Here is a 26,264-nt window from a genome sequence, read left to right as displayed (position 1 = left end):
GATAATTGTGGCAAGAATACTGATTCATTCTTTAATTTTTAAACCGGATGGCGTTTCCACGGCTTACTTGTATGCCGACCTGGTTTCTGAACTGAAAAAACTCGGACATGAAATAGAGGTGATTACAACGACGCCTCATTATAATATTATTCCGTCTGATATTCAGAAACAACCACTGAAAAGAAAAAATCTGTTCTTCTACCAAAGTATATATGACGGCGTTCCCGTTTATCATATACCCATGACCAAATCCAAGTTTGTGCTGAAAAGAATGGTGGATTTTGTTAAATTTCATATACTGACACTTTGCAGCACTTTTTTTATCAGGAAGTTTGATATTGTACTGGCGCCTTCTCCTCCGTTAACCATCGGCGTTATTTCCTGCTTTCTTGCCCGGCTGAAGGGAGGAAAGGCTATTTATAATGTACAGGAGATTTATCCGGACTTTGCCATTAACCAGGGAGTACTGAAAAACGGTTTCATGATAAAAGTATTGAAATCCGTTGAACGGTATGTATACAATAGAAGTGCTGCCGTAGTTACTATTGATGATAAATTTTCCGGTATTATTAAACCCAGAATAGTAGATCAGCAGAAGCTTTCCATTATTCCCAACTTTGTAGACACTACCTTATATGTTCCCGGAGAACGTCATAATTCATTTTCGGCGCAGTATGGGCTGGATGATAAATTTGTTATTACCTATGCCGGTAATATAGGCTATGCGCAAAACTGGAACCCGATTGTATTTGCTGCCGAAAAATTGCGTCATCTGCCTGTCGTGTTTCTGATTCTTGGAGACGGAGTGATGAAACCCTGGCTGAAAGAAACAATTGCAGCAAAGCAACTGGAGAATATTCTCTTATTGGATTATCAACCCAGGGAATTAATGCCGCAGATTAACGCAGCCGCGGATGTACATACTATTGTTATGAATGCAGGCACTGACGCAGAAGGATTCCCTTCAAAGATCTACAGTATTTTATCTTCTGCCAGACCTGTTATCGTTTCCACAGGAGATAACTCTCCATTAGGTTGTTTTCTTAAGAAAGCAGATTGCCGTAGGGTAGTCCCACTAGATGATAATGAAGCATATGCAGCAGCAGTACTGAAAGCATATGAAGAAAAGAACCTGCTCCAGGAAGAAGGCAACAGGGGAAGAGTGTTTGTGGAACAGAATTATTCCAAGGAAGCTGTGGCATTGAAATACCATCAGCTGATTAACTCGTTGTGTTAAGTGATAAAATAACTGCGCTATGAAAGTGGCTATTACCGGTGCGAACGGATTTGCCGGACAAAATCTTACACAGTATCTGCAACCATACGATAGCATAAAGCTGATAAAAGTAATGCGGACTATTGATCCGCAACAAGGTAATCAGGTAACTTTATCCTCTTTTATTAATGAAGCTCCTCTTTATGATGCTATTGTACACCTTGCCGGAAAAGCGCATGATCTGAAAAATACTGCAGAGGAAGAAGCTTATTTTGAAGTAAATTACGAACTGACCCGTAAGTTGTTTGAACAATTTTTAGTTTCTTCAGCGAATATTTTCATTTACATCAGTTCGGTAAAAGCGATAGCGGATTTGCCGTCGGGAGCATTAACTGAAAGTACCAGCCCTGCACCAGCCACACCTTACGGCAGATCCAAATTAAAAGCGGAAAATTATCTCATAGACACGGTGCTGCCACCCGGCAAGAAAGTATATGTGCTGCGTCCCTGCATGATTCATGGCCCGGGAAATAAAGGCAATCTCAACCTGTTGGCTGGAATAGTTAAGAAAGGTATTCCTTATCCTTTAGGTAGTTTTAATAATAAACGCTCTTTTTTATCGATTGAAAACTTCTGCTTTACAATACGGGAAATACTGTTCGGAAATATTCAGCCCGGCGTTTATAACCTGTCAGATGATGAGGTTCTATCTACAAATGAGTTAATTTCACTGATGGGTGAAGTTTTTGCTAAACCTGGAAAAATCTGGAAGATAAACACAAAAATAATTTATCTTTTGGCCAAATTGGGGGATTTGTTACGCTTACCGCTTAATAGCGAGAATTTACAAAAACTTACCACTAATTATATGGTTTCAAACCAAAAAATCAAAGCCGCTTTGAATAAACCATTTCCTTTGACTGCCAGAGAAGGGCTGATCCATACATTGAAATCGTTTATTTAACCAGGCTGATGCCCGCTTATCTTAAGAATAAAGTATTTACTATATGCATTTCGAGCTTAATAAGTTTATAGAAGAAGCAATCACAGAACGCAGAAGCAGTTTATTCAGAAAAGATCTGGATAAATCAGCACAATTACTGGATGAACGTTTGCGGGGGAAATCAATGATGGTTATCGGCGGAGCCGGTACCATAGGCTCTTCATTTATTAAAGCAGCATTGCATTTTAACCCTGGTAAGCTCTATGTAATCGACAATGATGAGAATGGTCTTACGGAGTTGGTTAGAGATATCCGTAGCTCCTTTGAACTCCCGGCTTCATTTGACATCAAAACCTACCCGATAGATTTCGGTGATCCGGTATTTGAGAAAATACTTGCAAAGGAGGGACCCTTTGATATCGTCGCAAATTTTGCAGCACACAAACATGTGAGAAGTGAGAAGGATCCTTATTCTATCGAGGCAATGCTAAGAAATAATGTCATCAAGGCTAAAAGACTGTTAGAATTGCTGACTGTATATAAACCGCAACATTTTTTCTGTGTATCTACTGATAAAGCAGCCAATCCGGTTAATGTAATGGGGGCCAGTAAGAAAATTATGGAATATCTGATTCTGGCCTATGCTTCCAAACTTAAAATTACAACAGCCAGATTCGCCAATGTTGCGTTTTCAAATGGCAGTCTGCCATTTGGATTTACCCAACGTATATTAAAGAAACAACCATTATCCAGCCCCGGAAATATTAAACGTTATTTTGTTTCCCCTCAGGAAGCAGGAGAGCTTTGTCTTATTGCCTGTATGCTGGGTAATAACGGAGAAATATTTTTTCCTAAACTGGGAGAAGAGCATATGAAAACCTTCTCTATGATTGCAGAAAAATATCTGGCTGCGCTGGGATATAAACCGGATTATTGTGCCTCAGAGGCCGAAGCTAAGGAAAAAGCTGCCAGTTTAAATGCAACCTCCGGATCCTACCCGGTATACTTTTTTGAATCAGATACTTCAGGAGAAAAAACATTCGAGGAATTTTATACGGAAGATGAAGTACTGGATATGGATAAATTTCATGAACTTGGTATCATCAAGAATGCAGAACGATTGCCCATGGAAGAAATTCTGGCCATCATCAATAAAATCGAACAGCTTTTTCTGAATGAAAATCTAAGTAAAGAAAAAGTTATTGCAGAACTGACCAGTATTATTCCCACCTTTCATCATATAGAAACCGGTAAAAATCTGGATCAAAGAATGTAATTATTGCCAATATGTACAATATAATAAAGAGAGTCTTCGATTTTATTGCTGCGTTAACCGCTATTATTATTTTATCACCTGTATTAATTCCCATCTGTATTATACTCAAGTTTACAGCTGAAGGAGAGGTGTTTTATTTCCAGCGGAGAATAGGTTATAAAAATCAGTATTTTGATATTTGGAAGTTCGCGACTATGCTGAAAAATAGCCCTAATATAGGTACAGGAGTCATCACACTCAGGAATGACCCCCGTGTTACCCGTATTGGAAAGTTTCTGAGGATGACAAAAATTAATGAACTCCCCCAGTTAATAAATGTAGTCATTGGGAATATGAGTGTAGTAGGGCCCAGGCCACTTGTACAACGCACCTTTGATGCCTATCCTCAACATATTCAGCAGATAGTATACAATTCAAAACCAGGAATAACTGGCATCGGATCTATTATTTTCAGGGATGAGGAAAAGCTGATCTCTCAGGCTTCCATGGAGCCCCACGAGTTTTACCAGAAAGTGATCGCGCCCTACAAAGGTGCATTGGAAGAATGGTATCAGGAACATAAAAGTATTCTGACCGATTTCAAAATCATTTTTCTGACTATCTGGGTAATTATATTCCCTGAAAGCGATCTGCCGTATAAAATGTTCAAAACACTACCGGCAAATACGTTAAAGACTGTTACTGCCTGATTCTGATCCCAGGAACCTTCTTCAGATTAAATTTTTTAATGCTATTTTTGCCGGGAAAATTCTTTCCAGTGTGAAAATAGCTTTTTCTTTCTGAGCCGTTGAATCCCAACTAATCAGACAGAATCAGGGATATTCCCGGGGAATTCATATATTAATTTCGCTAAAGCGATCGCATGAAAAAAGCGCTTATTACAGGTATTACTGGTCAGGATGGTGCTTACCTGGCCCAGTTGCTGCTGAAGAAAGGTTATGAAGTACACGGTATTAAAAGGAGAAGCTCTCTCTTCAATACAGATAGAATTGACCACCTGTATCAGGATCCTCATGAGAAGAATGTACACTTTAAACTACATTACGGGGATCTGTCAGACTCAACAAACCTGATCCGGATTATTCAGGAAGTACAACCCGACGAAATATATAATCTGGGCGCCATGAGCCATGTACAGGTAAGCTTTGAAGCTCCTGAATATACGGCCGATGTTGATGGAATAGGTACGCTTCGTATACTGGAAGCTGTGAGATTACTGGGACTTACACAAAAAACCAGAATATATCAGGCTTCTACTTCAGAACTCTACGGTCTCGTACAGGAAGTGCCGCAATCTGAAAAAACACCGTTTTATCCACGCTCTCCCTATGCAGTCGCCAAAATGTATGCCTTCTGGATCACTGTTAACTACAGAGAAGCCTACAATATGTTCGCCTGCAATGGAATTCTCTTTAACCATGAAAGCCCGCTGAGAGGAGAAACCTTTGTAACCCGCAAAATCACCCGCGCAGTTGCCAAAATATCTCTGAACATGCAGGATAAACTCTATATGGGAAACCTGGATGCAAAACGGGACTGGGGACACGCCAAGGACTATGTGGAAGCTATGTGGCGCATATTACAACAGGATACTCCTGAAGACTTCGTCATCGCAACCGGAATCACCACCACCGTAAGGGAGTTTATCACGATGTCTTTTGCTGAAGTTGGCGTGGAGATTGCGTTTAAAGGAACCGGGGTTGAGGAAATCGGATATGTAAAAGCTCTGCAGATAAAAGATACTCACCTGACAGTCGGCGATGAGCTGGTAGCAGTAGACCCAAGATATTTCCGCCCCACCGAAGTAGAACTCCTGATAGGCGACCCCACCAAGTCTAAAACCAAACTGGGATGGGAACCTAAATATGACCTGCCTGCGCTGGTAAAGGAAATGGTGGCGGCAGACGTAGAACTCTTTAAGCGGGAAAAACTCCTGAAAGATGCCGGCTATAAGGTATTGAACCAATTTGAATAGTATGAACCAACAGGATAAAATATACATAGCAGGTCACCGCGGAATGGTAGGTTCAGCTATATTAAGACGTCTGGAAAAAGATGGATTCAATAATATCATCAGCCGGACCTCAGATCAGCTGGACCTTAAAGACCAGGCTGCGGTTGCAGATTTTTTTGCCAAGGAAAAACCTGACCATGTATTTCTGGCAGCCGCAAAAGTAGGCGGCATCGTTGCCAATAATACCTACAGGGGCCAGTTTATATATGAAAACCTGATGATCCAGAACAACGTTATTCACCAGGCATACGTAAATGGTGTGAAAAAACTGATGTTCCTCGGATCTTCCTGCATTTACCCTAAAATGGCGCCGCAGCCATTAAAGGAAGAATACCTGCTTACCGGCCCGCTGGAACCTACCAACGAGCCATATGCCATCGCAAAAATTGCCGGTATTGAAATGTGTGATGCCTACAGGGCACAGTACGGTTGTAACTTTATTGCAGTAATGCCTACCAACCTGTACGGCCCCAATGATAACTATGACCTGAACAATTCCCATGTACTGCCCGCCATGCTGCGTAAAATGCATGAGGCACGGATAAATCAGGTGCCGGAAGTGACCCTCTGGGGAACGGGAACGCCTAAACGGGAATTCCTGCATGCGGATGATATGGCTGACGCCTGCTTTTACCTGATGCAACACTATAACGACCCCGGTTTCGTTAATATCGGCGTGGGGGAAGATATCAGCATCCACGACCTTGCCCTCCTGATTAAAGGCATAGTAGGCTATGAAGGCAGGCTGGTATTTGATACCTCCAAACCGGACGGTACCCCCCGTAAACTGATGGATGTATCCAGACTGCACAGCTACGGCTGGAAAGCGCGGATCACCCTCGAAAATGGTATCCGTGAAGTATACACGGAAGCTGTAAAGAAAAATTGGTCAAAATAGATTATATTGAACAGGAACCCGTGTAAACAGGTTCCTGTCCTGATCCTTTCCCGATCCCTCGCTGTCGCCACGATTTATCTAAAAGATTATCTTTGCGTCTATAAAAAAACAGCAACCGTAGTTTTGCCAGGTTATTTGTGGATGTTTGTGTAGCCTGAAACCGTACACTAAATATTGTTAAATCAAAAAGTAATTAATGAAGCATCTTGTTTGGATGACAGCAATCCTATTGCTCTCACGTGCAGCTTTTGCACAGGAAAAATTACCGGTAATTCTTCCTTACAATCCCCAGAATATCAGGGAGCTTTACCTTGATACAAACAACCACCATACCGCATTTAAGCCTATTCTCCACGTAGATACCAGCGCCATGTACACCCGGCCTGATACTACCCGCCGCAGCTGGATACACCGTAAACTTTTTGATGAACACCTGCTGGAATTCAGAAATAAGGAATATAATGTATTCATCGACTTCCTGCCGGATTTTCAGATCGGTAAAAGCCGCGACGGCAGCAGAACCAACTGGCTGAATACCCGCGGCGCCATCATTCAGGCCAACGTAGGCACCAAGTTTTATTTCGAATCCTCCTTCTACGAAAACCAGGGTAAATTCCCGCTGTATCTGGACCAGTACATCCGGAAAAATGATATTGTTCCCGGCCAGGGCGGTATCAAAGACTACAGCGAAGGCAAAGCATTCGATTTTAACTACGCCAATGCCCTGCTGTCCTACACGCCCAACAAATACCTGAACTTTACACTCGGCTATGGACAGAACTTCATCGGCGACGGTTACCGTTCACTCATACTTTCGGATATCCAGTTCAGTTATCCTTACCTGAAAATAACCGGTAACCTCGGCAGCGTGCAGTACACAGCCATGTGGACGCAGTTCATGGATAAGCACAGTAAAAGTTTCAACACCGCCTACAAAGACCTCGGCTTCTTAAAGAAATGGGGCGTATTTCACTTCCTGGACTGGAACGTAAACAAACGCCTCACCATCGGTCTGTTTGATGCCGTTATCTGGCCGGATGCCGATTCTACCGGCCGTAAACGCGGATTTGACTGGAGCTATATGAACCCCATCATCTTCCTGCGCCCGGCTGAATTCTCCCAGGGCTCTTCTGATAATGCCCTGGTTGGCGCAAATATCAAATATAAACTGCTGCCCAAAACCACTGTTTACGGACAGCTGGTACTGGATGAATTTAAGCTGAAAGAAGTATTCGGCGGTAAAGGCTGGTGGGCCAACAAGCAATCCTATCAGCTCGGTTTCCGTTCCTTCGACCTCTTCAAAGTTAAAAACCTCGACCTGCAGGGAGAAGGAAACGTGGTACGGCCATACACCTACTCCTACAGCACTACCTATATTAACTATGAACACTATAACCAGTCGCTGGCACACCCGCAGGGAGCCAATTTCTGGGAAGTACTGGGAATAGCCACCTACCGCTATAAGCGTTGGTATGGCAGAGGTGAACTTGTATATTCCAAGTATGGAGATGACCCGGATGCCAAATCCAACTTCGGGCATGATATCTCCAAACCATATACTACCCATCCCAGAGAATATGGTAACTGGATCGGACAGGGCGTGAAAACAAGCCTCCTGTACGCTCAGGGAACTATCGCCTATGTACTGAATCCAAAGTATAATCTGCGCCTGGAAGCCTCTCTGGCCGCCCGCCGCGTTAAAAATGACATTGAATCCAAAAATGACCTGATCTTTAGTTTCGGACTGCGCAGTACCTTCCGCCAGTTCTATTATGATTTCTAAAGAGAAAAGACATAGTGCCTGAAAACACGCAAGCCCTTCCGCTTTTGAGCTGAAGGGCTTTTATTTATCGCAAAGAGGGGCAAGGATAATGGACAAAGGCCGAGACAGAACTAACAATAAAAAAGATTTTTTTTCATTAGGTGTGGGTATAATCTGCTCTACCTCCAAATCCTATACTGAATATACGAAAAAAATCATAATATCAAATACATAATTCGGGTTTCCGGGGAGTTTTCCTGAATATGTATAACTTCGCATTATGCATTATGTTACAGTAGAAGGGCTCACCAAGTCGTACGGCGTTAAGCCGCTTTTTAAAAATATTTCCTTTCATATCGAAGAAGGCGATAAAATAGCGCTGGTAGCGCTGAATGGCACAGGTAAATCAACCCTGCTCAAAATAGTTCTGGGCAAAGAAATGCCCGACGATGGAAAAGTATGGATTCATAAGGATGTTACCGTTGTCATGCTGGAACAGCAATCAGATTTCGATCTCTCGAAATCCGTGATTGAGAATATCTTCAACCACGACCATCCTGTACTCAATGCCATCAAGGAATATGAGCTGCTGACGGAAGAAGGCCATGAACCGGACCCCCTTAAGCTCGCTGACGCCTTTGCCCGCATGGATGAACTCAATGCCTGGCATTTCGATAGCAAAGTCAAACAGATCCTCGGCAAACTCAATATCCACAACCTGGAACAGCCCGTTGGCTCCCTGTCCGGCGGACAGCAGAAAAGGGTAGCCCTCGCCAAAGTACTTATCGATATCGGCTTTGAACATAAACATGTGCTCCTCATCATGGATGAGCCTACCAACCACCTCGATGTAAGTATGATCGAATGGCTGGAAAACTACCTGGACCAGGAAAGGGTGACCCTGCTGCTGGTAACGCACGACCGTTACTTCCTCGACAGTGTCTGCAACGAAATTATGGAACTGGACCAGGAACAGCTCTTCATATATAAAGGCGACTACGAGAACTACCTGGAAAAGAAAGCCGCCCGTGAAGAGATGGACAAGTCCAGCGTGGAAAAGGCCCGTAACACCTACCGCAAGGAGCTGGAATGGATGCGGAAACAACCCAAAGCCCGCACTACCAAATCCAAGTCCCGCCAGGATGCATTCTATGAGGTAAAAGAAAAAGCTGCTACCAGGATCGCCGACCAGCAGCTCGAACTCAATGTGAAAATGACCCGTCTGGGAGGAAAAATCCTGGAACTGAAGAAAGTATACAAAGCCTTTGGCGATCACGTTATCCTGAAAGGGTTTGACTATACCTTCAAAAAAGGAGAACGCGTAGGTATCGTCGGCAAAAACGGCGTAGGTAAATCCACCTTCCTCAACATGCTGCTGGGTACGGAACAGCCAGATTCCGGAAAGATCAACGTGGGTGAAACCATCGTCTTCGGAAACTATTCGCAGTCCGGCCTCGTGGTAAAGGAAGATATGCGCGTCATCGAATTCGTGAAGAACATCGCGGAAAACTTCCCACTGGCCGACGGCTCCAAAGTAAGCGCCGCCCAGTTTCTGGAACTATTCCTGTTTCCGGCGGAGAAGCAATATACCTACATCTCCAAGTTAAGCGGAGGCGAGAAAAGAAGACTGCACCTGCTGTCTATCCTCTTCCGCAACCCTAACTTCCTGGTGCTGGATGAACCTACCAATGACCTGGATCTGCCCACACTCAGCATCCTGGAGAGCTTCCTGCAGGAGTACCAGGGCTGCGTCATCATTGTGAGCCATGACCGCTACTTTATGGATAAACTGGTGGAACACCTGTTTGTATTTGAAGGCGACGGCCAGATCAGGGATTACCCCGGTAACTATACCCAATACCGCGAATGGCAGAAAGAAGAAGACAAAAAGAAAACAGCAGAGAAAAAGGAAATAAAGCCTGAACCGGTTGCCGCTACCACCCCAGCCGCTACCAGTACCGCGCGCAAAATGACCTTCAAGGAAAAGCGTGAACTGGAACTGCTGGAGAAAGAAATAGAAAACCTGGAAACAGAAAAGAAAACCATAGAAGCAAAACTGGCCAGCGGAGAACTCCCTTATGAAGAGATGGAACCTCTCACGCACCGCATCGGAGAAGTAATGCAACTGCTGGACGATAAAGGCATGCGCTGGCTGGAGCTGAGTGAACTCAGCGGAAGCTGAAACCGTTCATTTGATTATTTGATTATTTGAGATTTAATAAAAGCGAAGACCTGAGTGGAACAATATCCGCTCAGGTCTTCGCTTTTATTAAATCTCAAATAATCAAATGATTCATATATAGGGCAGGACTATTATAAATTTAGTAAGAATTCGGACAGGTAAATGAAAGAGGCTGCCTCAACTTCTGAGACAGCCTCCTGCAATAGGAAAAGAAGGAAATAGGTCAGATCAAGGGAATTTGGGGCAATCAAACGGGCATTTTACTTCTCCGGCAATAATCGGATTGCCAAACTGTAGCAGATTGCCACCGGCAGCGTTTACAGGCGCTAACAGAAAGGTGTGTTCATCTTTCTGATCAATTGCGTTGAAAACACGGATACCGGCGCATCCGGGTGTATTCAGCAATGATTGCACTATCTGCCGGCCCAAAAGTATAGCATACACCCCCTCCGGTTCATGATGCTGGTATGACAGGATCATCTCCTGTGCTTCCTGGCTGGAAATAGTTTTAGCGTTCAGGTCAGATGCGGTGCTGTCGCTTCCCGGAATCAGTTCCAGCGCACCTTTGGGGCAGTCAAAAGGACAAAATCCATTTCCGGTAAAAATAGGATCCCAGATATTTACTGCACCATCAGCACCTTTTACCTGTATCATACGAATACGTTCTCCGCTGGCATCGGCAGCAGTAAAAATCAGGCGCTGTTCTCCTTCTTCATTCATGGCATTGAAAATGCGTATGCCGGCGCATTGCGGCGCTTCCAGCATCTGGTCCAGCAGGTGGCGGCTAAACATAAAGGAACGGAGACCATCAGGCTCCTGCTGCTGATAGGTGTTGATCATTTCCTGCGCCGCGGTAACAGAAAGCCGGAGGCCGGAAGTCAGCAGTGATTGGTTTTTGACAGAAATCTGAGCATTCATAATGTGTGGTTTACAGGGTGATAGAATACAAATAATGATAGGGATGAATGTCGTCGCGTTGTAACAGTAACAGTTGCTGAAAATAAAAATTTAGCGCGGGATTATCCAGTGTCCGCCTGGTTTTATTTTCAAGAAATTTATCGAGTGAAAAAGCAGTTTTGACTGCGTGAAATAAGTGACCTGCTGTTATCTTCCTGTAACCTGATTATCCGCAAAAAACGGTAACAGCTGTTCCCGGTAGGCATGACCGATTGCCAGTGCTTTGTCGCCGATATATACATCCTGGTTGTTCAGACTGGTTACATGCCGGAAATTAATCACCAATGATTTACTGATGCGTACAAAAATATCCTGTGGTAATTGTTCCAGCAGCGCTTTCAGGTTAATGGCTACCATGAGCTTGCGGTTGGCCAGGTGCATGATGCAATAGTCACGCACCCCTTCGATATACAGGCACTCACTGAACAATACCCGATGCAGCCGGCGGTCTGCACGAACAAACACATGATCCGGCCGTGCGGTAGTCTGAGGTTGCTGCTGCTGATGGCGGTACCTCTGCATATCTGCATAGTCTACTGCTTTCTTTACGGCCTGTGTAAACCGGGCGGGATGTATGGGCTTCACCAGATAGTCAACTGCATTTACATCGTAGCTGTTCAGCGCGTATGTTGCATGCGCCGTGGTGAATATTACGAGAAGGTTGTGCGGAAGTTGCCGCGCGAAGTCCAGCCCGTTGCAGCCGGGCATCTGCACATCCAGGAATATGAGTTCTACCGGGTTCAGTTCCAGGAAGTCCGCTGCGCCGGCGGTGCCGGAGAAGCAGCCCAGTACCTGCAGGGATACATCCTGCGCTGCCAGCATTCTGATCTTTTCCCGCGCCAGTGGTTCATCATCAATAATAATGCAGTTCATATATGTAAGGTTAGTTGTACCGTGAAAATGTTGCCGGATGCTGCTGCATGCAGCTCATGCTGCCCCGGGTATAATAATGCCAGCCGCCGCCGTACATTTTGGAGTCCGGCGCCGCCCGTAGTGGCAGCGGGTTTCATGCCCAGCGGATTGATGCAGCTGAATTCCAGTTTATCGCTGTTAACGGTAAGGCTGAAATTAATATAGGCATTACCGTTATAGTCATTGTGTTTGGCTGCATTTTCAATAAAAGGTATCAGCAGCATGGCATGCAGGGTTACCTGCTGTATATCGCCGGAGATGTGCGGCGTAATGTCCAGTGCGTCATGACGTAGCTGCTCCAGGTACAGGTAGTCCTGGAGGAAGTCCAGCTCCTGCTGCAGCGGCACTTTATTATCGCCGGACAGATACAGCTGGTGGCGCAGCAGGCGCGAGAGCGCATGCACTACTTCTGATGCCCTGTGCTGATCTGCATAAATCAGGGTATCCAGGTTGTTAAGCGTATTGAAAACGAAATGCGGAGATAATTGTCGTTTAAGATTTTCCAGCTCAGTACGCAGGTTGTCGGTACGCTGGCGGCTGGCTGCCATCCAGTGCCTGAACAACTGTACGGTAGTAGATGCAGCAATCAGCGCCAGCATCATCACAAAAAAGACTACTGTATCATGTAATTCCAGCGGCGTAAAATATTCGCCGGTATTCAGCAGCGGCGTAAAAAGCGGTTGCATCCAGATAGTGAATAACAGGAGTACGGATATGAGCAGCAGCACAGATAAAGCATAGGCCAGGTAACGGAAGCGCAGTAACAGCGCCGGTACGAGCAGGTAAATATTAACATAGGGCGCCGCCAGTAGAAACAAGGCCGCCACGGCTTTCATAGCGGGCTGCCATTCCGGACGGAACTGGTTCATGCCTGCTATGGCGTATAATGTTATTGCCGGTGCAAGGTGCAGCAATATCCGCAGGTACAGCGGTTTGTTTACCTGCAGCGGCGTTGCTGCAGGGTGGCATATAGTAATTCCCATCGTTATCCTTTGCGGTTGACGGACAAACTGATGTATGCTGACAACCAACCGGCTGATTTTGTCTGTCAATAATACGCGACTGCCTCCTGTTTACCCCTATTCACTACTTGTTGCCAATGCAGGGTTGTTGAATGGTATGTTTCCCGGTATTCCTATAATACAGGCTTCCTGTTATTGCCGGCATCCTTTGATTTGCAGAAAAAACATGAGAAATTATTGTGTTGCTTTATTACTGCTGCTGGCAGCAGGTGCCTGCAGAAAGAAAGACAGCGGAGATACAGTGCCCGTACCATCGCAGGATACAGCGCGGATAACACAGCAGATAACCGTATTGCTGAATGAAGTGAGAATACCGGGTATTGCTGTTGCCGTTGTAGGCCCGGAAGGTATTATCTGGTCTCAGACTGCTGGTATGGCCGATGTAGAAAAGAAAATACCCATCACTGCGAAAACAGTTTTTAAGCTGGGCTCAATGGCCAAACCATTTATTGCATTCAGTGTGATGCAGCTGGTGCAAAGCGGTAAGCTGAGCCTGGACGCTAACGTGAACGACTATCTGCCGTTTAAGGTATACAATCCTAAGAATCCCGGTAAGGTAATTACCCTGCGGCATTTGCTGAGTCATTCTTCCGGTATTGTGGACAAAACCTACGCCGGTTTGGTGCTGGAAGAGTTTATTGCGCCGGAGAAAGATCATCCTATGACGATAGCGGCCTTTATCCGTGACATGCTGGATCCGGCCGGAAAATATTATCATCCCGATACTTTTCTTGACGACAGGGCAGGAGCAGTATACAGTTATTCCAATGTAGGAGCCACGCTGGCAGCCTACATGGTGGAATGTGTGAGCAGGGAGAGCTTTGATACGCGGACAACCCGCGAGTTTATTACTCCGCTGCATACTACCACACTGGTATGGCATCTGCGCGATTATGTATCAGAGCCATTTGCTGTTCCATACGACAGCGACGGGCAGCCGCTGGGGAATTACAGCATGGTAGATTATTGTACCGGCGGCCTTCACGGCAACCTGGCTGATATGTCGGTTTTTGCGCAGCTGATCATTAACCGTGGTGTAAAAGACGGTAAGGAAGTGATTGCGCCTGCCATACTGGATGCCATGGGCAAGGTGCAGTATCCGGAAGTTAAATCCACACAGGGGCTTTTCTGGGAGAATGTACCGTTTAAGAACCTGCATATTTACGGACACATGGGAGATGTACCGGGAAGTCACTCCATGCTATACGCAAATCCTTCCGCTAAAAAGGCCGTCATTGTATTGTATAACGGTGATGTAAAAGAGGCACAGTTTCCGGAAATAAACAAGCTGCTGAACCTGTTACTGGAGCTATAAAGCAGCAGGGGAGGACCTGTCAGGCCCTCCCCTGTGTTTTTATCAGATTTTCTGATAGCATTCATACAGTAAATCTATATTCTCTGAACATAGAACGGGCATGAGATCTTTTAAAATATCTTCTTCCCAGTTCCACCATTTCATTTCCATCAGCAGGGTGATATGATGCTCGCTGAATCTTTTCCGGATCAGCTTTGCAGGATTCCCTCCAACGATGGCATACGGTTCCACATCCCTGGTTACCAGGGCGCGGCTGCCGATAACGGCTCCGTCGCCGATTGTTATGCCAGGCATAATCATGGCTTCACTGCCTATCCACACATCATTTCCGACAACGGTGTCGCCGGCTGGCTGATAGCCATCGCGGCTCTGCCGGAAGTAAGGTATTTCAGACATATAGAAAAACGGGAAACTGGAAATCCAGTCGTGCCGGTGGCCCTGGTTGCCGGCCATAATGAAGCTGACGCCGGAGCCTATGGAGCAGTAAGACCCGATAATCAGTCTGTCAACGTCATTCCTGTCCGAAAACAGGTAACGGGCGCAGTCGTCGAAGGAGTGCCCGTGATAGTATCCTGAATAGTAGGAGTATTTGCCGGCGATGATATTGGTATTGGTGATATGATCTTTAATGATTTTGCCCCTGAACGGACTTTCAAAGAAATTCTGCATGATAGCATATTTTAAATGATAACAAATAACGATAAGGAACAGGGTGGCTGTTCCGGAAGGAGAGGTATGTTATCTGTATAGCTAATATGCGAATTCCATGCGGTGAAGGTAGGCTATCTCTGCTATTTATTAAAATCAGATTAAATAAATATACCGATCGGTATATTTATTTATATTTGTACCGCATTTGAATGATTTGGTTGAATTCATTGGCAAATGCTTTTTTTTACATTTGAAATATACCGATTGGTATATTTTATGAACTGACTTAATAAATAAAAAAAACAGAGAGATGGAAAAGTATGACATAGCTGTAATCGGCGCAGGCCCCGGAGGATATGTGGCGGCAATCCGCAGTGCGCAGCTCGGATACAGCACGGTACTGATTGAAAAGTATGACACATTAGGTGGTACCTGTACCAATGTGGGCTGCATTCCCAGCAAAGCGCTGCTGGACAGTACGCATGCGTACCATGATGCCCTGCATAAATTTGAAGCGCAGGGTATCCGCACCGGTGGTGTTTCGCTGGACTTTGAGCAGCTGTACCGCAGGAAACGGGAAGTGGTTCAGAAGAATACGCAGGGGCTGGAATTTCTGATGAAAAAGAACAGGATCACCATCATCCGGGGGAAAGCTGCTTTCACAAATGATAGCACCCTGCAGGTAACGGGAAGGGAAGGCGTTACTACGCTTTCAGCTACGCACTTTATCATTGCCACAGGGTCTAAGCCCGCCACCATTCCCGGTGTTGCTATAGATAAAGAAAGGATTATCAGTTCAACGGAAGCCCTTTCACTGAAGGAGCAACCGAAAAGTATGGTGATAATCGGCGGAGGCGTTATCGGGGTCGAAATGGCATCCATCTTCAGCAGAATCGGTACCGCAGTAACCATCCTGGAGTATGCCGGTAACCTCATCCCTGCCATGGACCAGGAGTTGGGGAAAGCATTGCATAAAATACTGAAGAAGGAGGGTATAGATATCCGGTTGCAGCAATCTGTGTACAAAACGGCAAATCTGGGGAAGACAGCCGCCGTATGGTTCAAAGATGAAAATGGGCAGGAGCAGCAGCTGGAAGCAGATTATGTGCTGGTAGCAGTTGGCAGGAAGCCCTATACCGAAGGGCTGGGGCTGGAGCATACCGGCATTGCCAAAGATCCCAAAGGATTTATTCTTACCAACGAGAAATTGCAGACAACCGTACCGCATATCTATGCCATCGGCGACGTTACCGGTGGTGCAATGCTGGCGCATAAAGCGGAGGAAGAAGCAGTGCTGGTAGCAGAAACTATTCACGGTCAGCAGCGGCATATCCATTATAACCGTATTCCGGGAGTAGTATATACCTGGCCGGAAGTGGCTGCGGTTGGCTATACGGAGCAGGAATTGCAGCAGCGGAATATCCCCTATAATGTTGGCCGGTTCCTGTTTTCTGCCAATGCCAAAGCCCGTGCAGCCATGGACACAGAAGGGTTTGTAAAGGTGCTCACTGATCCTAAGTACGGCGAGTTGCTGGGAGTGCATATCATCGGTGCAAGAGCTGCCGATCTCATTGCTCAGGCGGTAATAGCGATGGAGTACGAAATCCGCGATGAAGATATGTTCCGTATCTCTTATGCACATCCTACCTATTCGGAAGCATTAAAGGAAGCGTATATGATAGCATCCGGGCAACCGGCTGTTAACCTGTGAGGGAACTGGGGGATGCCGTTTTCTTTATTTGCTGAATTATTCTTCAAAAGATATAAGGTGCGGTGTTAGATATTGAATTATACCCTTTGGGGTATAATATTGAGATATTTTTGTTATATTTATACCCAAAAGGGTATAAATGAATAGTCTGTCTGAACTGATAAAGCTTAAACGTAAGCAATATGGTATGACGCAATATGATCTTGCGCTCAAATCAGGCTTAGGACTAAGGTTGATCAGGGAAATTGAACAGGGTAAAACAACCATGCGAATGGATAAAGTAAATCAGTTACTTGCATTATTCGGAATGGAATTGATTCCGGCATCTAAAACATATCACCATGAGTAAAAGAGGAAAAGTTTTTTATGGTGAAAAGCTGGCTGGTATTATATCTGAAACAGATGAGGGATATGTTTTTCTGTATCAGGTATTGCACAAATAAGGGCTTGGATCTGTTGAATTATTTCGAAGTATTATTGTTCTCATATCTTACAGGAAATAATGATATGCATTTGAAAAATTTCTCTGTTATTCATCTGGAAGAAGGAGTTGTTTTATGTCCGGCCTATGACCTGTTGAATGTAAATTTGGTTAATCCTGCCGATGATGAGGAATTAGCTTTAACGCTGAATGCAAAAAAGAAAAAAATAAGATTGGCCGACTTCATCACACTCGCAGACAATTTAAATATTCCGGCAAAGGTAAGGGATAATATTTTCAGGAAATTTTCCTCAAGAAATGAGGAGGTTAATGCGCTAATCGACGCTTCTTTCTTAGATGAAGCAAGTAAGGTTATGTATAAACAAATCTGGCTCCAAAAGCAAAAGATATTCAGCATTTAATAATCCGGCATTGATTTTTATTTGAGATTTTTTCATTTGGATGTTTTCTTTCCCGGTGTTTGCCGGAGTTGTAGGACACACCTTATCAGAAAGAAAAATCACAAATGAAAAAATCTCAAATCATCAGCATTTACTCAGCCAATATCAATTGGTGCAGGGGGAGTTCTGCGATTCAGTAGGAATATAGCAGCAAAGACAGTTAATAGGGCTGGGAATAGTAGGCGCCGTAAAATAAGTTTTGGTTCTTACGCCTCCCTGCACCTGCTGTTGCTGGGATGAATTCAGGTTACCGATAGTTTCTTTCTGCAGGAAAAGTTTCTTGTTCAGGCTAATTTTCTTTTTCATACTTTTTTTTTGATGTGATATAATGGGATGTGTCAGATGAGTGATACTTTATTCTTATCAAGGGTAACGGGTATCGGGCACAGGAATATTATGGGTTACAAATGAATCCGGATGCACTGATTTTTTTCGTTGGTATCCTGATCAGAAGGAAGTGCGCCAGTCATCAGCATTGGCTGATGACTGCATTAGTAATTGCAGGGAATATCTTCAGTCTCGACAGGGATATAGCAGCAAAGACAGTTAATCGGGCTGGGTAAGGTGGGGCCGGTCTGGGCTACCGTTCTTCCCCCGCCCTGCAGCCGGCGTTGCTCGAACGCACTGAGGACGGCGATTGTTTCCTTTTGCAGGAAAATCTTTTTGTTCAGACTTAGTTTCTTTTTCATGCTTTCTTTTTTGATGATTATAAATCAGACAGATGTTATCTGCCTGTGATTACAGGTTTATAGTGGAATGCTCCGATATTTTAAGGAAGATAAGGCGCAAGTAAACGGGTGCTTTATTCTTATCAAGGGAAAACTGTTTCTGGTATAGGTATTACGGGTTACAAGGGCTGCGGGCTATTATTGATTGAGTTGTTAAACAAATCCGGTGCTTACGATAATGGGTCTGAAATAAAGTTAATAAATCAATATCATTTTCTGTGCTGAAATATTGCAACCGGACGAATATTTTGAAAAGGACCACCACAAAAGATGATCCTTCCGTATTTAATACAAGTGATCAATTTCATTTTGCAATGAATGCCTGTTCTTCACCTTACTGGCAAGGCCCGGCCACATCCATATTGCGAGCGGTATACAGGCTGTCTGTTAAAGCCTTTCGCACCATGCTTTGTACATAGGTCATTCTTTCGGATGTAGAAGTAGTAGCAAGGTTGCCCTGTACCGTGGGAAAATGATTGAGAGAATGATGCTGATAGGCAGATATATAAATATTAGAAAACCACTCACATATTATAGCAGGAGTATCACATAAATTTATTCTAAACATTCTCACAATATGAAAAAAATTAACCGTTTACCCCTTTACGTTTTATGTGGAATAATCTTGACAATCAGTAGCTGCAGGAAATCAACTGACCGTTTAATGCTTCCAGATAAAACAACAAAGGATGACATTATTCCGCAACAAGATAAAAATGTAACTAGAAACTCTGTGCAAGGTCTCTGGACGGAAGTTAAAGGCAACGTATTAACGCCTGGCGTTGTTGAGTTTACTCTTAATACAACCAGGTTTCCATCAAAGATGAAGTTTTGGTTTACTCCAACATGGGTAGGGTTACAGATTGATGGTACTTCTCTTTACGGGAAGGGTATCCTTTGGATGTATACGCATAGAAGTGCTTATAGCGATGGTTCAGATCGAAGTAAAGCATACTTTGAGGGAGAATTAATTGAAGGTGTAGTTGCGACAAGCACTGTAATTAAATATAAAGTTGACGGATTTTTAAAATTAACTACTTCGCCAAATATTGCATACGCAACAGTAAGGATATCTCTTCCTTGATTATTGATCCATCCATTGTTTAAGTCAGGATGTACTATCCTGGTCTTTTATTTTAATATGGCATTGTTGCATAAATATTTCCCAATGTCAGTGCCGGTTTATAGAAGGATAAGGGAAGCCAATTTTTTCTGTCTTATTGCTTCCCACAGATGCCAGATACCTGAAAGCTCTGCTAGCTTTGGATTTATTTATGCAACACCGCTCTTTAATATCATGAATAAATATCGATTGTCTTTGGCACCCGTCTAAATAGATGATGATGGTATCTGATTGAAAAATCCTGAGGCTTAAAATGCATATCCTGAGACGGTGGGGGCATTCTGCACAATTTTCCTTTATCTCCCTGGTTCTTTTCTCCAAAACCCACGCCCGTAAATGAAAAACGCCCAAACTTAGTAAAGCTAAGTCTGGGCGAATCAATGTTCTGGTAGCCTCGTCAAGAATCGAACTTGAATCTGGAGCTTCGGAAACTCTTATACTATCCATTGTACTACGAGGCCGGAAAGTCCGCAAAACTACATTTTCTCTGCTACAATCCCAAATTACATTAAAGATTGATATTACTTTTAAAGATTTTTACCGCAATCGCCAGCAGGATAACCCCGAAAAATTTACGTACCACCATCAGCCCGGCCTTGCCCAGCAAGCGTTCTATATAGTTCAGGCACCGTAGCACAATATATACGATCAGGAGGTTGAGTATGATCCCGGCCAGGATATTATATTCCCCGAAATTGGCTTTGAGCGACATAATGGTGGTCAGCGTACCGGAACCGGCTATGAGCGGAAAGGCGATAGGTACCACACTGCCGGCCTTGGCATCTTTCTCTGCCTTGAAAAATTCAATTCCCAGGATCATTTCCAGCCCTATCACGAAAATAACGATAGAACCCGCTACTGCAAAGGAATGTACATCTACGCTGAGCATCCGCAGGAAAGGTTCTCCTACCAGCAGAAAAAGCACCATCAGGAAACCGGAAGCCAGCGTGGCTTTGCCGGCATCTATATGCCCCAGCTTTTCCTTCAGGGATACCAGTATAGGGATGGAGCCAACGATATCAATCACCGCAAACAACGTAAAGGTAATAGCCAGAATTTGGTCGATACTGAACATGCAGCTTCATTTCCTGTAAATATAATGAGAATGCCTGTGGTTTTATGCTTCCCCCTTTCTCCCTATATTTGCTATAATCACGACCTATATGACCGAGGATATTATCATTCAGATCAGCAATAAGATCAAGGAAAAGCGGAAATCAAAGGGAATTACCATCCAGGAGCTGGCAGACAAGGCAGAAGTCAGCAAAGGGCTGATATCGCAGATCGAAAACAACCGCACGGTGCCCTCCCTGCTGGTACTCATCAACATTATCCGGGCACTGAACCTGGATATGAACGAATTCTTCAATGAAATAGACCAGCAGACCCAATCCGCTAAAGTCATTATCAAACAGAAAGCATCTTACCAGGAATTTGAAAAGGAACCTGCCAAAGGCTTCCAGTACAAAAGGGTACTGACCAAAAATGTCAAGAACTTCCCGGTGGATATTGTGATCCTTGAACTCAAAAAAGGCGCCCGCCGCACCCATATCGTCAAAACTGACGCCTACGAATACAAATACATCATCAAAGGAACCGTAGAATACCAGATAGACAACGAAAAATATATACTGGAAGAAGGTGATTCCCTCTTTTTTGATGGCCGCCTGGGCCATAAACCCGCCAATATAGGCGAAGATACCGCCCAGATCCTCGTCGTTTACTTTTTCCTGGATAACGATAAGTAAACATCTATATACAAATACTTAACATAGAATTTAGTATAGCTTAACATTCCCGTCACATTCGAACCTAACCTTTGCATGGTAACTTTAATCTAAATTGCTATGCAATCCACCCTACAACGGGCGCTCATAAACGTATGCGCCCTGCTCATGCTATTGCTGTATGTAACGGCAGCACAAGCTCAGCAAACCGTTTCTGGTAAAATTATTTCCGGCGACGACCAGCAGCCTGTCATCGGCGCTACCGTTAAGGTGAAAGGCGCTAACCGCGGCACCGCCACCAGCAGCACCGGTACTTTCACCATCAACGCTGCCGGCAACGATATACTGGAAATAACTTCTATCGGATTCCTCCCCACTACCCACGCCGTTAACAACGCCTCCAACATCATCATTACCCTGCACCCCGACAAAAAAGCACTGGACGAAGTGGTTGTAACGGCCCTGGGTATACGAAAAGAAGTAAAACGCGTAGGATATGCCGTACAGGAAGTGAAAGGCGCGGACCTCATCAAAGCCCGCGAACCTAACCCGGTAAACGGCCTTGTCGGAAAAGTAGCCGGCCTCACCGTAGGCGCTTCTGCTGAACTGCTGGCTGCCCCGCTCGTACTGCTGCGCGGTAACAACATCAACCTCTATGTGGTCGACGGCGTACCTATTAACTCCGATACCTGGAACATCTCCCCGGACGATATCGAGAGCTACACCGTTCTTAAAGGCGCTACCGCCTCCGCCCTGTACGGCTCCCGCGGCCTCAACGGCGCTATCATGATCACCACTAAAAAAGGATCTAAAGACAAACGCGGCTACTCCATTGAATTCAACTCCAGCACGATGTTCGAAAAAGGATTCAACGCCGTGCCCAGGGTACAGGATGAATACGGTCCCGGCGATCATGGTAAATACGCCTTCGTGGATGGTAAAGGCGCCGGCGTAAATGATGCCGACTACGATGTATGGGGCCCAAAGTTTGAAGGACAGCTGATCCCGCAGTACGACAGCCCTGTAGATCCCGTTACCGGCAAACGTACCGGCACCCCCTGGATTGCCCGTGGTAAAAATAACCTGCAGCGCTTTCTGCAGACAGGCATGCTGAGTACCAACAACCTGGCCGTATCGTCCCATTCCGATAAGGCAGACCTGCGCTTCTCCATCTCCAACTCCTATCAGAAAGGGATTGTACCCAATACGCAGCTGAATATTACCAACTTCAACATCTCCGCAGGCTATAACTTCTCTCCGCGCCTGCGCCTCGACGGATACATGAACTATAACCGCCAGTACTCCGATAACTTCCCGGACGTTAACTACGGCCCCAACAGCCTTATCTATAATATGCTGATATGGGCAGGCGCCGACTGGAACGTGGATGATATGCGCAATTACTGGCAACCCGGTAAAGAAGGTATCCAGTCCATCTATGCGGAATACCAGCGCTACCACAACCCCTGGTTCATGACAAAGGAATGGCTGCGCGGTCACTATAAAACAGATATCAACGGCTACGCACGCCTGACTTATAAAGTGTCCGACCATGTGGAAGTACTCGCCCGTACACAGGTTACCAGCTATGACCTGATGCGTAACGAAAAAATGCCTTTCTCCGCTCACCCCTACGGCCGCGAAGAAGGTAAAGGTGACTACCGGGAAGATAAACGCTCGCTGTATGAAAACAATACCGATGTGCTGGTATCCTATTCCAACGTGTTCCCGCACAAAATCGGTGTACGTGCTTCCGTAGGAGGTAATGCCCGCAGCTTCAAATACAACTCCGGATTCACTTCCACCAACTACCTGAATGCCCCCGGCACCTATAACTTCGGCAATACCCGCGATCCGCTGTACGCTACCAACTACCGCGCTTCCATGCTGGTGCTGAGCGCTTACGGTTATGTGGATATTGACCTGGGCAAATATGCGACCATCTCACTGACGGACCGCGTGGATAAGGCTTCCAGCCTTCCGGAAGGTCACCGTTCCTACGACTACCCTTCGGCTTCCATCAGCACCGTGGTTTCCGATTATGTACACCTGCCGGAAGTAATTTCCTTCCTGAAGCTCAGAGGCTCCTATGCCAACGTAAAGGGCGGGCTGACACAACCCACTATCGGCGCTACCCCGGAGGCCAACTATCCCCTCGGATATGGTACGGAGTATAAGTCTTCCTATGACGGTCCCAACTTCAACACCCTTACCTACGACGTGTTTAAGGTATACCAGAACCAGGCTGCTGCTTACTATACCCGCGTCATTGCAAACCCCAATCTGAAGCCATTTACCAGTAAGGTAACAGAAGCCGGTATCGACATCCGTTTCCTGAAAAATCGTATAGGCGTTGACGCTACCTGGTTCACCAATCTGAACGGCCCGCGTATTTACAGCCTGCTGCTGCCCGCCAGCACCGGCGATTCCGCGCTGAGAATGAATGCAGTAAATACCCGTAAAATCGGTTATGAAGTTGCAGTAAATGGTACACCCATCAGAAACCCTAAAGGGCTGACCTGGACGGTAACCGCCAACTGGTCGACCTTTACGGAGAAGTATACCTACATCCGTGACGGCAGCGATAAGCTGGATGCCTTTGTGGGCGTGGGTGACCGCGTAGATAAAATCTACGGTACCAAATTCGTGAGAACACCGGACGGACAAATCATCAACGGACCTGATGGCCGCCCTATCGTAAATCCTACACAGCAATTCCTGGGAAATGCAAGTCCTGACTGGGTTTGGGGAATCAATAACAATTTCAGCTACAAGGGCTTTAACCTCAGCTTCCAGTTCGACGGACGCGTAGGCGGCAGTATGATCGATTACATCCAGCAGCAGACCTATCGCGGCGGCCGTAATATCCTCACTACGCAGGGCGCCATGGGCGAGGCCCGCTACCAGGATTACAAAGGGGTGAAATCATGGCAGGGCGAAGGCGTTGTAGTAAGCAACGGCGTACCCATCCAATACGATAACAACGGTAATGTAACCAACTACGATAAACTGCAGTACGGCCCCAACACTACCAAAACCTTCCTGCAGGACTATATCAGCGTATACTACAAAACCAACGAAGCTAACCTGATCAGTAAAACTTTTGCCAAACTGCGTGAGGTAACTATCGGCTACTCTCTGCCGGAAAACATACTGAAAGGCACTTTTATCAGATCTGCCAATATCTCTTTTGTAGGAAGAAACCTGCTCTATTTTGCTAAAAATAAAGATGTGGACCTGGATCAGTACCCCGGCGCAGATCAGGGCTCTTCAACCCTGCAAACGCCTACTACCAAAAGATATGGCTTTAACGTAAATCTTACTTTCTGATCCTGATCCAACAAAAATGCATTGTATGAAATCATTTAAAATACTGGCCCTGGCTGCCTTAGCCGGTCTTGCTCTGAGCAGCTGCAATAAAAAATTCGACGAATATTACGTTAATACCAACAAACCTGCCCAGGTTCCCCCGAGCCTGGTACTGGGTGGTGTGCTGGGCGATATCAACAAGGATCAGCCCTGGAGTATTGTTATGCGCTGGAATCAGTTCGACTGCTGTAACTATAACTATTACGGCGATCAGCGGTATGACTGGGGCGGCGCCGATTTCTCTACCTATTTTTCCCTGACCAATATCCAGCAGATGGAGAAGGAAGCCTCACGGCTTGGTGGTAAGGATGTGAATCCCTATACTGCGCTGGGTAAGTTCTTCCGCGCATTCTTCTACTACCGTATGACCTGCCTGGTCGGAGATCTGCCTATGAAAGAAGCTGCCAAAGGAGAAAACAATCTTGCGCCTGTATACGACTCTCAGAAGCAGGTCTTTATACAGATCCTGCAGTGGCTCGAAGACGCCAATACCCAGCTGGCGCAACAGATAGCCAACCCGGATAAGGGAAATACCGGAGAAGGACAGGTGCTGAAAGGCGACTTCTACTATGGCAACGATCTGACGCAATGGCAACGTGCGGTTAACAGTTTTCGTTTACGCGTACTGGTTACCCTCAGCGCTAAAACCGATGATGCAGAGCTGAAAGTGGTGCAGCAGTTCAAAGACATCACCGGCAACCCGGCTAAGTATCCGCTGATTTCCGGTATGGACCAGAACCTGCAGTTCATCTACAATAACATTAACAAGTATCCTTCCAATCCGGATAACCTCGGATTTGATGCCACCCGGTATAACATGTCAGCCACCTACCTGAATACGCTGGTAAGTCTGAATGATCCGCGTGCCTATATTACCGCAGAACCAGCCACCAAACAGATTAACAAGCTGGCTAAACTGCCTTCTGATATTACGGCCTACGTAGGTGCTTCTCCGGGAGAAAGCCAGGAAGATATGTCTTCCAGAATGGCGAATGTGGACACCGCCGAGTATTCTGTACGCAGCCGCAGCCGCTATTACAGCAGCTATGCTGCAGAGCCGGGCGTTATCCTCGGGTACCCTGAGCTGTGCTTCAATATGGCAGAAGCTATCAACCGCGGCTGGATCACCGGCGATGCAGAATCCTGGTATAAGAAAGGTATCAGCGCATCGATGTCATTCTACGGTATCCCTGTAGCTGCTCCCGGTATCGTGACAAAAACGTATAAGGGTGTACGTTATGAAATATCTTTCAGCTTTGAAACAGGTTACTACCAGCAGCCAACCATAAAGTATAAAGGCAATGATGCAGCAGGACTGAAACAGATCCTCACACAGAAATATCTTGCCTTCTTCGAAAACTCCGGCTGGCAGGCCTATATCAACTGGCGCAGAACCGGCGTGCCTGCCTTCGCAGTAGGTGCAGGTACCGGTAACAGCGGCATCATCCCCAAACGCTTCAAATACCCTGACAGCGAAAGAGCCTCCAACACAGTTAACTGGACAGCCTCGCTGAAAAGCCAGTTCGGAGGTACAACGGATGATATTAACGGGGATATGTGGTTAGTGAAGTAATTA

The 26,264-nt window shown here is 45.5% G+C and carries 23 protein-coding genes and 1 tRNA gene; 16 read left to right on the top strand and 8 right to left on the bottom strand.

Annotated features, from left to right (window positions below; translation table 11 throughout):
- The first annotated feature begins 7 nt into the window (after positions 1-7).
- The 8 genes from GWG06_RS16080 to GWG06_RS16045 all read left to right on the top strand — a co-directional run bounded on the left by GWG06_RS16080 (position 8) and on the right by GWG06_RS16045 (position 10,291).
- Complete coding sequence (locus GWG06_RS16080) at positions 8-1,237, top strand: glycosyltransferase family 4 protein (protein ID WP_160714432.1); 1,230 nt, start codon at positions 8-10, stop codon at positions 1,235-1,237.
- 19 nt (positions 1,238-1,256) lie between these two features.
- Positions 1,257-2,180 carry an NAD-dependent epimerase/dehydratase family protein gene (locus GWG06_RS16075; protein ID WP_160714430.1) on the top strand — a complete coding sequence of 308 codons (924 nt, stop codon included), beginning with the start codon at positions 1,257-1,259 and terminating at the stop codon, positions 2,178-2,180.
- 43 nt (positions 2,181-2,223) lie between these two features.
- Positions 2,224-3,435, top strand: a complete 1,212-nt coding sequence (locus GWG06_RS16070; RefSeq protein WP_160714428.1) for a polysaccharide biosynthesis protein — start codon at positions 2,224-2,226, stop codon at positions 3,433-3,435.
- An 11-nt stretch (positions 3,436-3,446) separates the two neighbouring features.
- Positions 3,447-4,124, top strand: coding sequence for a sugar transferase (locus GWG06_RS16065; RefSeq protein WP_160714426.1), 678 nt, complete (start codon positions 3,447-3,449; stop codon positions 4,122-4,124).
- Positions 4,125-4,297: 173 nt separating this feature from the next.
- Positions 4,298-5,410, top strand: a complete 1,113-nt coding sequence (gene gmd / locus GWG06_RS16060; protein WP_160714425.1) for a GDP-mannose 4,6-dehydratase — start codon at positions 4,298-4,300, stop codon at positions 5,408-5,410.
- Position 5,411: 1 nt separating this feature from the next.
- Positions 5,412-6,347, top strand: coding sequence for a GDP-L-fucose synthase (fcl, locus tag GWG06_RS16055; RefSeq protein WP_160714423.1), 936 nt, complete (start codon positions 5,412-5,414; stop codon positions 6,345-6,347).
- 196 nt (positions 6,348-6,543) lie between these two features.
- Complete coding sequence (locus GWG06_RS16050; RefSeq protein WP_127043700.1) at positions 6,544-8,130, top strand: hypothetical protein; 1,587 nt, start codon at positions 6,544-6,546, stop codon at positions 8,128-8,130.
- A 259-nt stretch (positions 8,131-8,389) separates the two neighbouring features.
- Entirely contained in the window at positions 8,390-10,291 is a 1,902-nt protein-coding gene (locus tag GWG06_RS16045; RefSeq protein WP_160714421.1) for an ABC-F family ATP-binding cassette domain-containing protein, read from the top strand.
- A 228-nt stretch (positions 10,292-10,519) separates the two neighbouring features.
- On the opposite strand, the gene GWG06_RS16040 is transcribed toward GWG06_RS16045, so the two are convergent.
- The 3 genes from GWG06_RS16040 to GWG06_RS16030 form a co-directional block, all read right to left on the bottom strand.
- The gene (locus GWG06_RS16040; RefSeq protein WP_160714419.1) at positions 10,520-11,209 is read right to left on the bottom strand and encodes a hypothetical protein; all 690 of its coding nucleotides are present in this window, start codon (positions 11,207-11,209) and stop codon (positions 10,520-10,522) included.
- A 186-nt stretch (positions 11,210-11,395) separates the two neighbouring features.
- Entirely contained in the window at positions 11,396-12,121 is a 726-nt protein-coding gene (locus tag GWG06_RS16035; RefSeq protein WP_160714417.1) for a LytR/AlgR family response regulator transcription factor, read from the bottom strand.
- Positions 12,118-13,143, bottom strand: a complete 1,026-nt coding sequence (locus GWG06_RS16030) for a sensor histidine kinase (RefSeq protein ID WP_160714415.1) — start codon at positions 13,141-13,143, stop codon at positions 12,118-12,120. Before GWG06_RS16030 ends, GWG06_RS16035 begins: the two co-directional genes overlap by 4 nt.
- A 205-nt stretch (positions 13,144-13,348) precedes the next feature.
- Here GWG06_RS16030 and GWG06_RS16025 point away from each other — a divergent pair, with 205 nt between their 5' ends.
- Positions 13,349-14,497, top strand: a complete 1,149-nt coding sequence (locus GWG06_RS16025) for a serine hydrolase domain-containing protein (protein WP_160714413.1) — start codon at positions 13,349-13,351, stop codon at positions 14,495-14,497.
- Between the two features lie 42 nt (positions 14,498-14,539).
- On the opposite strand, the gene catB is transcribed toward GWG06_RS16025, so the two are convergent.
- Entirely contained in the window at positions 14,540-15,166 is a 627-nt protein-coding gene (gene catB / locus GWG06_RS16020; RefSeq protein WP_160714411.1) for a type B chloramphenicol O-acetyltransferase, read from the bottom strand.
- 292 nt (positions 15,167-15,458) lie between these two features.
- Between catB and lpdA the strand changes: the two genes are divergently transcribed.
- The 3 genes from lpdA (at position 15,459) to GWG06_RS16005 (ending at position 17,702) form a co-directional block, all read left to right on the top strand.
- Positions 15,459-16,859, top strand: a complete 1,401-nt coding sequence (gene lpdA / locus GWG06_RS16015; RefSeq protein WP_160714409.1) for a dihydrolipoyl dehydrogenase — start codon at positions 15,459-15,461, stop codon at positions 16,857-16,859.
- 139 nt (positions 16,860-16,998) lie between these two features.
- Entirely contained in the window at positions 16,999-17,208 is a 210-nt protein-coding gene (locus GWG06_RS30855; RefSeq protein ID WP_127044009.1) for a helix-turn-helix transcriptional regulator, read from the top strand.
- Positions 17,209-17,225: 17 nt separating this feature from the next.
- A complete protein-coding gene (locus GWG06_RS16005) occupies positions 17,226-17,702 on the top strand; it encodes a HipA domain-containing protein (protein WP_160714407.1) in 477 nt (158 codons plus the stop codon).
- A 144-nt stretch (positions 17,703-17,846) separates the two neighbouring features.
- Here GWG06_RS16005 and GWG06_RS16000 read toward each other — a convergent pair whose 3' ends face one another.
- Both GWG06_RS16000 and GWG06_RS15995 read right to left on the bottom strand, forming a co-directional pair.
- Positions 17,847-18,047: a class I lanthipeptide gene (locus GWG06_RS16000; RefSeq protein ID WP_160714405.1), complete on the bottom strand. Its 201-nt coding sequence runs from the start codon at positions 18,045-18,047 to the stop codon at positions 17,847-17,849.
- Between the two features lie 185 nt (positions 18,048-18,232).
- A complete protein-coding gene (locus GWG06_RS15995) occupies positions 18,233-18,430 on the bottom strand; it encodes a class I lanthipeptide (protein WP_127044013.1) in 198 nt (65 codons plus the stop codon).
- A 616-nt stretch (positions 18,431-19,046) separates the two neighbouring features.
- Between GWG06_RS15995 and GWG06_RS15990 the strand changes: the two genes are divergently transcribed.
- Positions 19,047-19,553, top strand: coding sequence for a hypothetical protein (locus GWG06_RS15990; protein ID WP_160714403.1), 507 nt, complete (start codon positions 19,047-19,049; stop codon positions 19,551-19,553).
- A gap of 425 nt (positions 19,554-19,978) precedes the next feature.
- Here GWG06_RS15990 and GWG06_RS15985 read toward each other — a convergent pair.
- A tRNA-Arg gene (locus tag GWG06_RS15985) sits at positions 19,979-20,053 on the bottom strand.
- 47 nt (positions 20,054-20,100) lie between these two features.
- Positions 20,101-20,667, bottom strand: coding sequence for a MarC family protein (locus GWG06_RS15980; RefSeq protein ID WP_127044066.1), 567 nt, complete (start codon positions 20,665-20,667; stop codon positions 20,101-20,103).
- An 88-nt stretch (positions 20,668-20,755) separates the two neighbouring features.
- Here GWG06_RS15980 and GWG06_RS15975 point away from each other — a divergent pair, with 88 nt between their 5' ends.
- The 3 genes from GWG06_RS15975 (at position 20,756) to GWG06_RS15965 (ending at position 26,261) form a co-directional block, all read left to right on the top strand.
- The gene (locus GWG06_RS15975) at positions 20,756-21,340 is read left to right on the top strand and encodes a helix-turn-helix domain-containing protein (protein ID WP_160714401.1); all 585 of its coding nucleotides are present in this window, start codon (positions 20,756-20,758) and stop codon (positions 21,338-21,340) included.
- 99 nt (positions 21,341-21,439) lie between these two features.
- A complete protein-coding gene (locus GWG06_RS15970) occupies positions 21,440-24,649 on the top strand; it encodes a SusC/RagA family TonB-linked outer membrane protein (protein ID WP_160714399.1) in 3,210 nt (1,069 codons plus the stop codon).
- Positions 24,650-24,674: 25 nt separating this feature from the next.
- A complete protein-coding gene (locus GWG06_RS15965; protein WP_160714397.1) occupies positions 24,675-26,261 on the top strand; it encodes a SusD/RagB family nutrient-binding outer membrane lipoprotein in 1,587 nt (528 codons plus the stop codon).
- The last annotated feature ends 3 nt before the right edge of the window (positions 26,262-26,264 follow it).

It is taken from the genome of Chitinophaga solisilvae, assembly GCF_009928525.1.
GTDB lineage: Bacteria > Bacteroidota > Bacteroidia > Chitinophagales > Chitinophagaceae > Chitinophaga > Chitinophaga solisilvae.
This window is presented reverse-complemented; position numbering and strand designations above follow the sequence as displayed.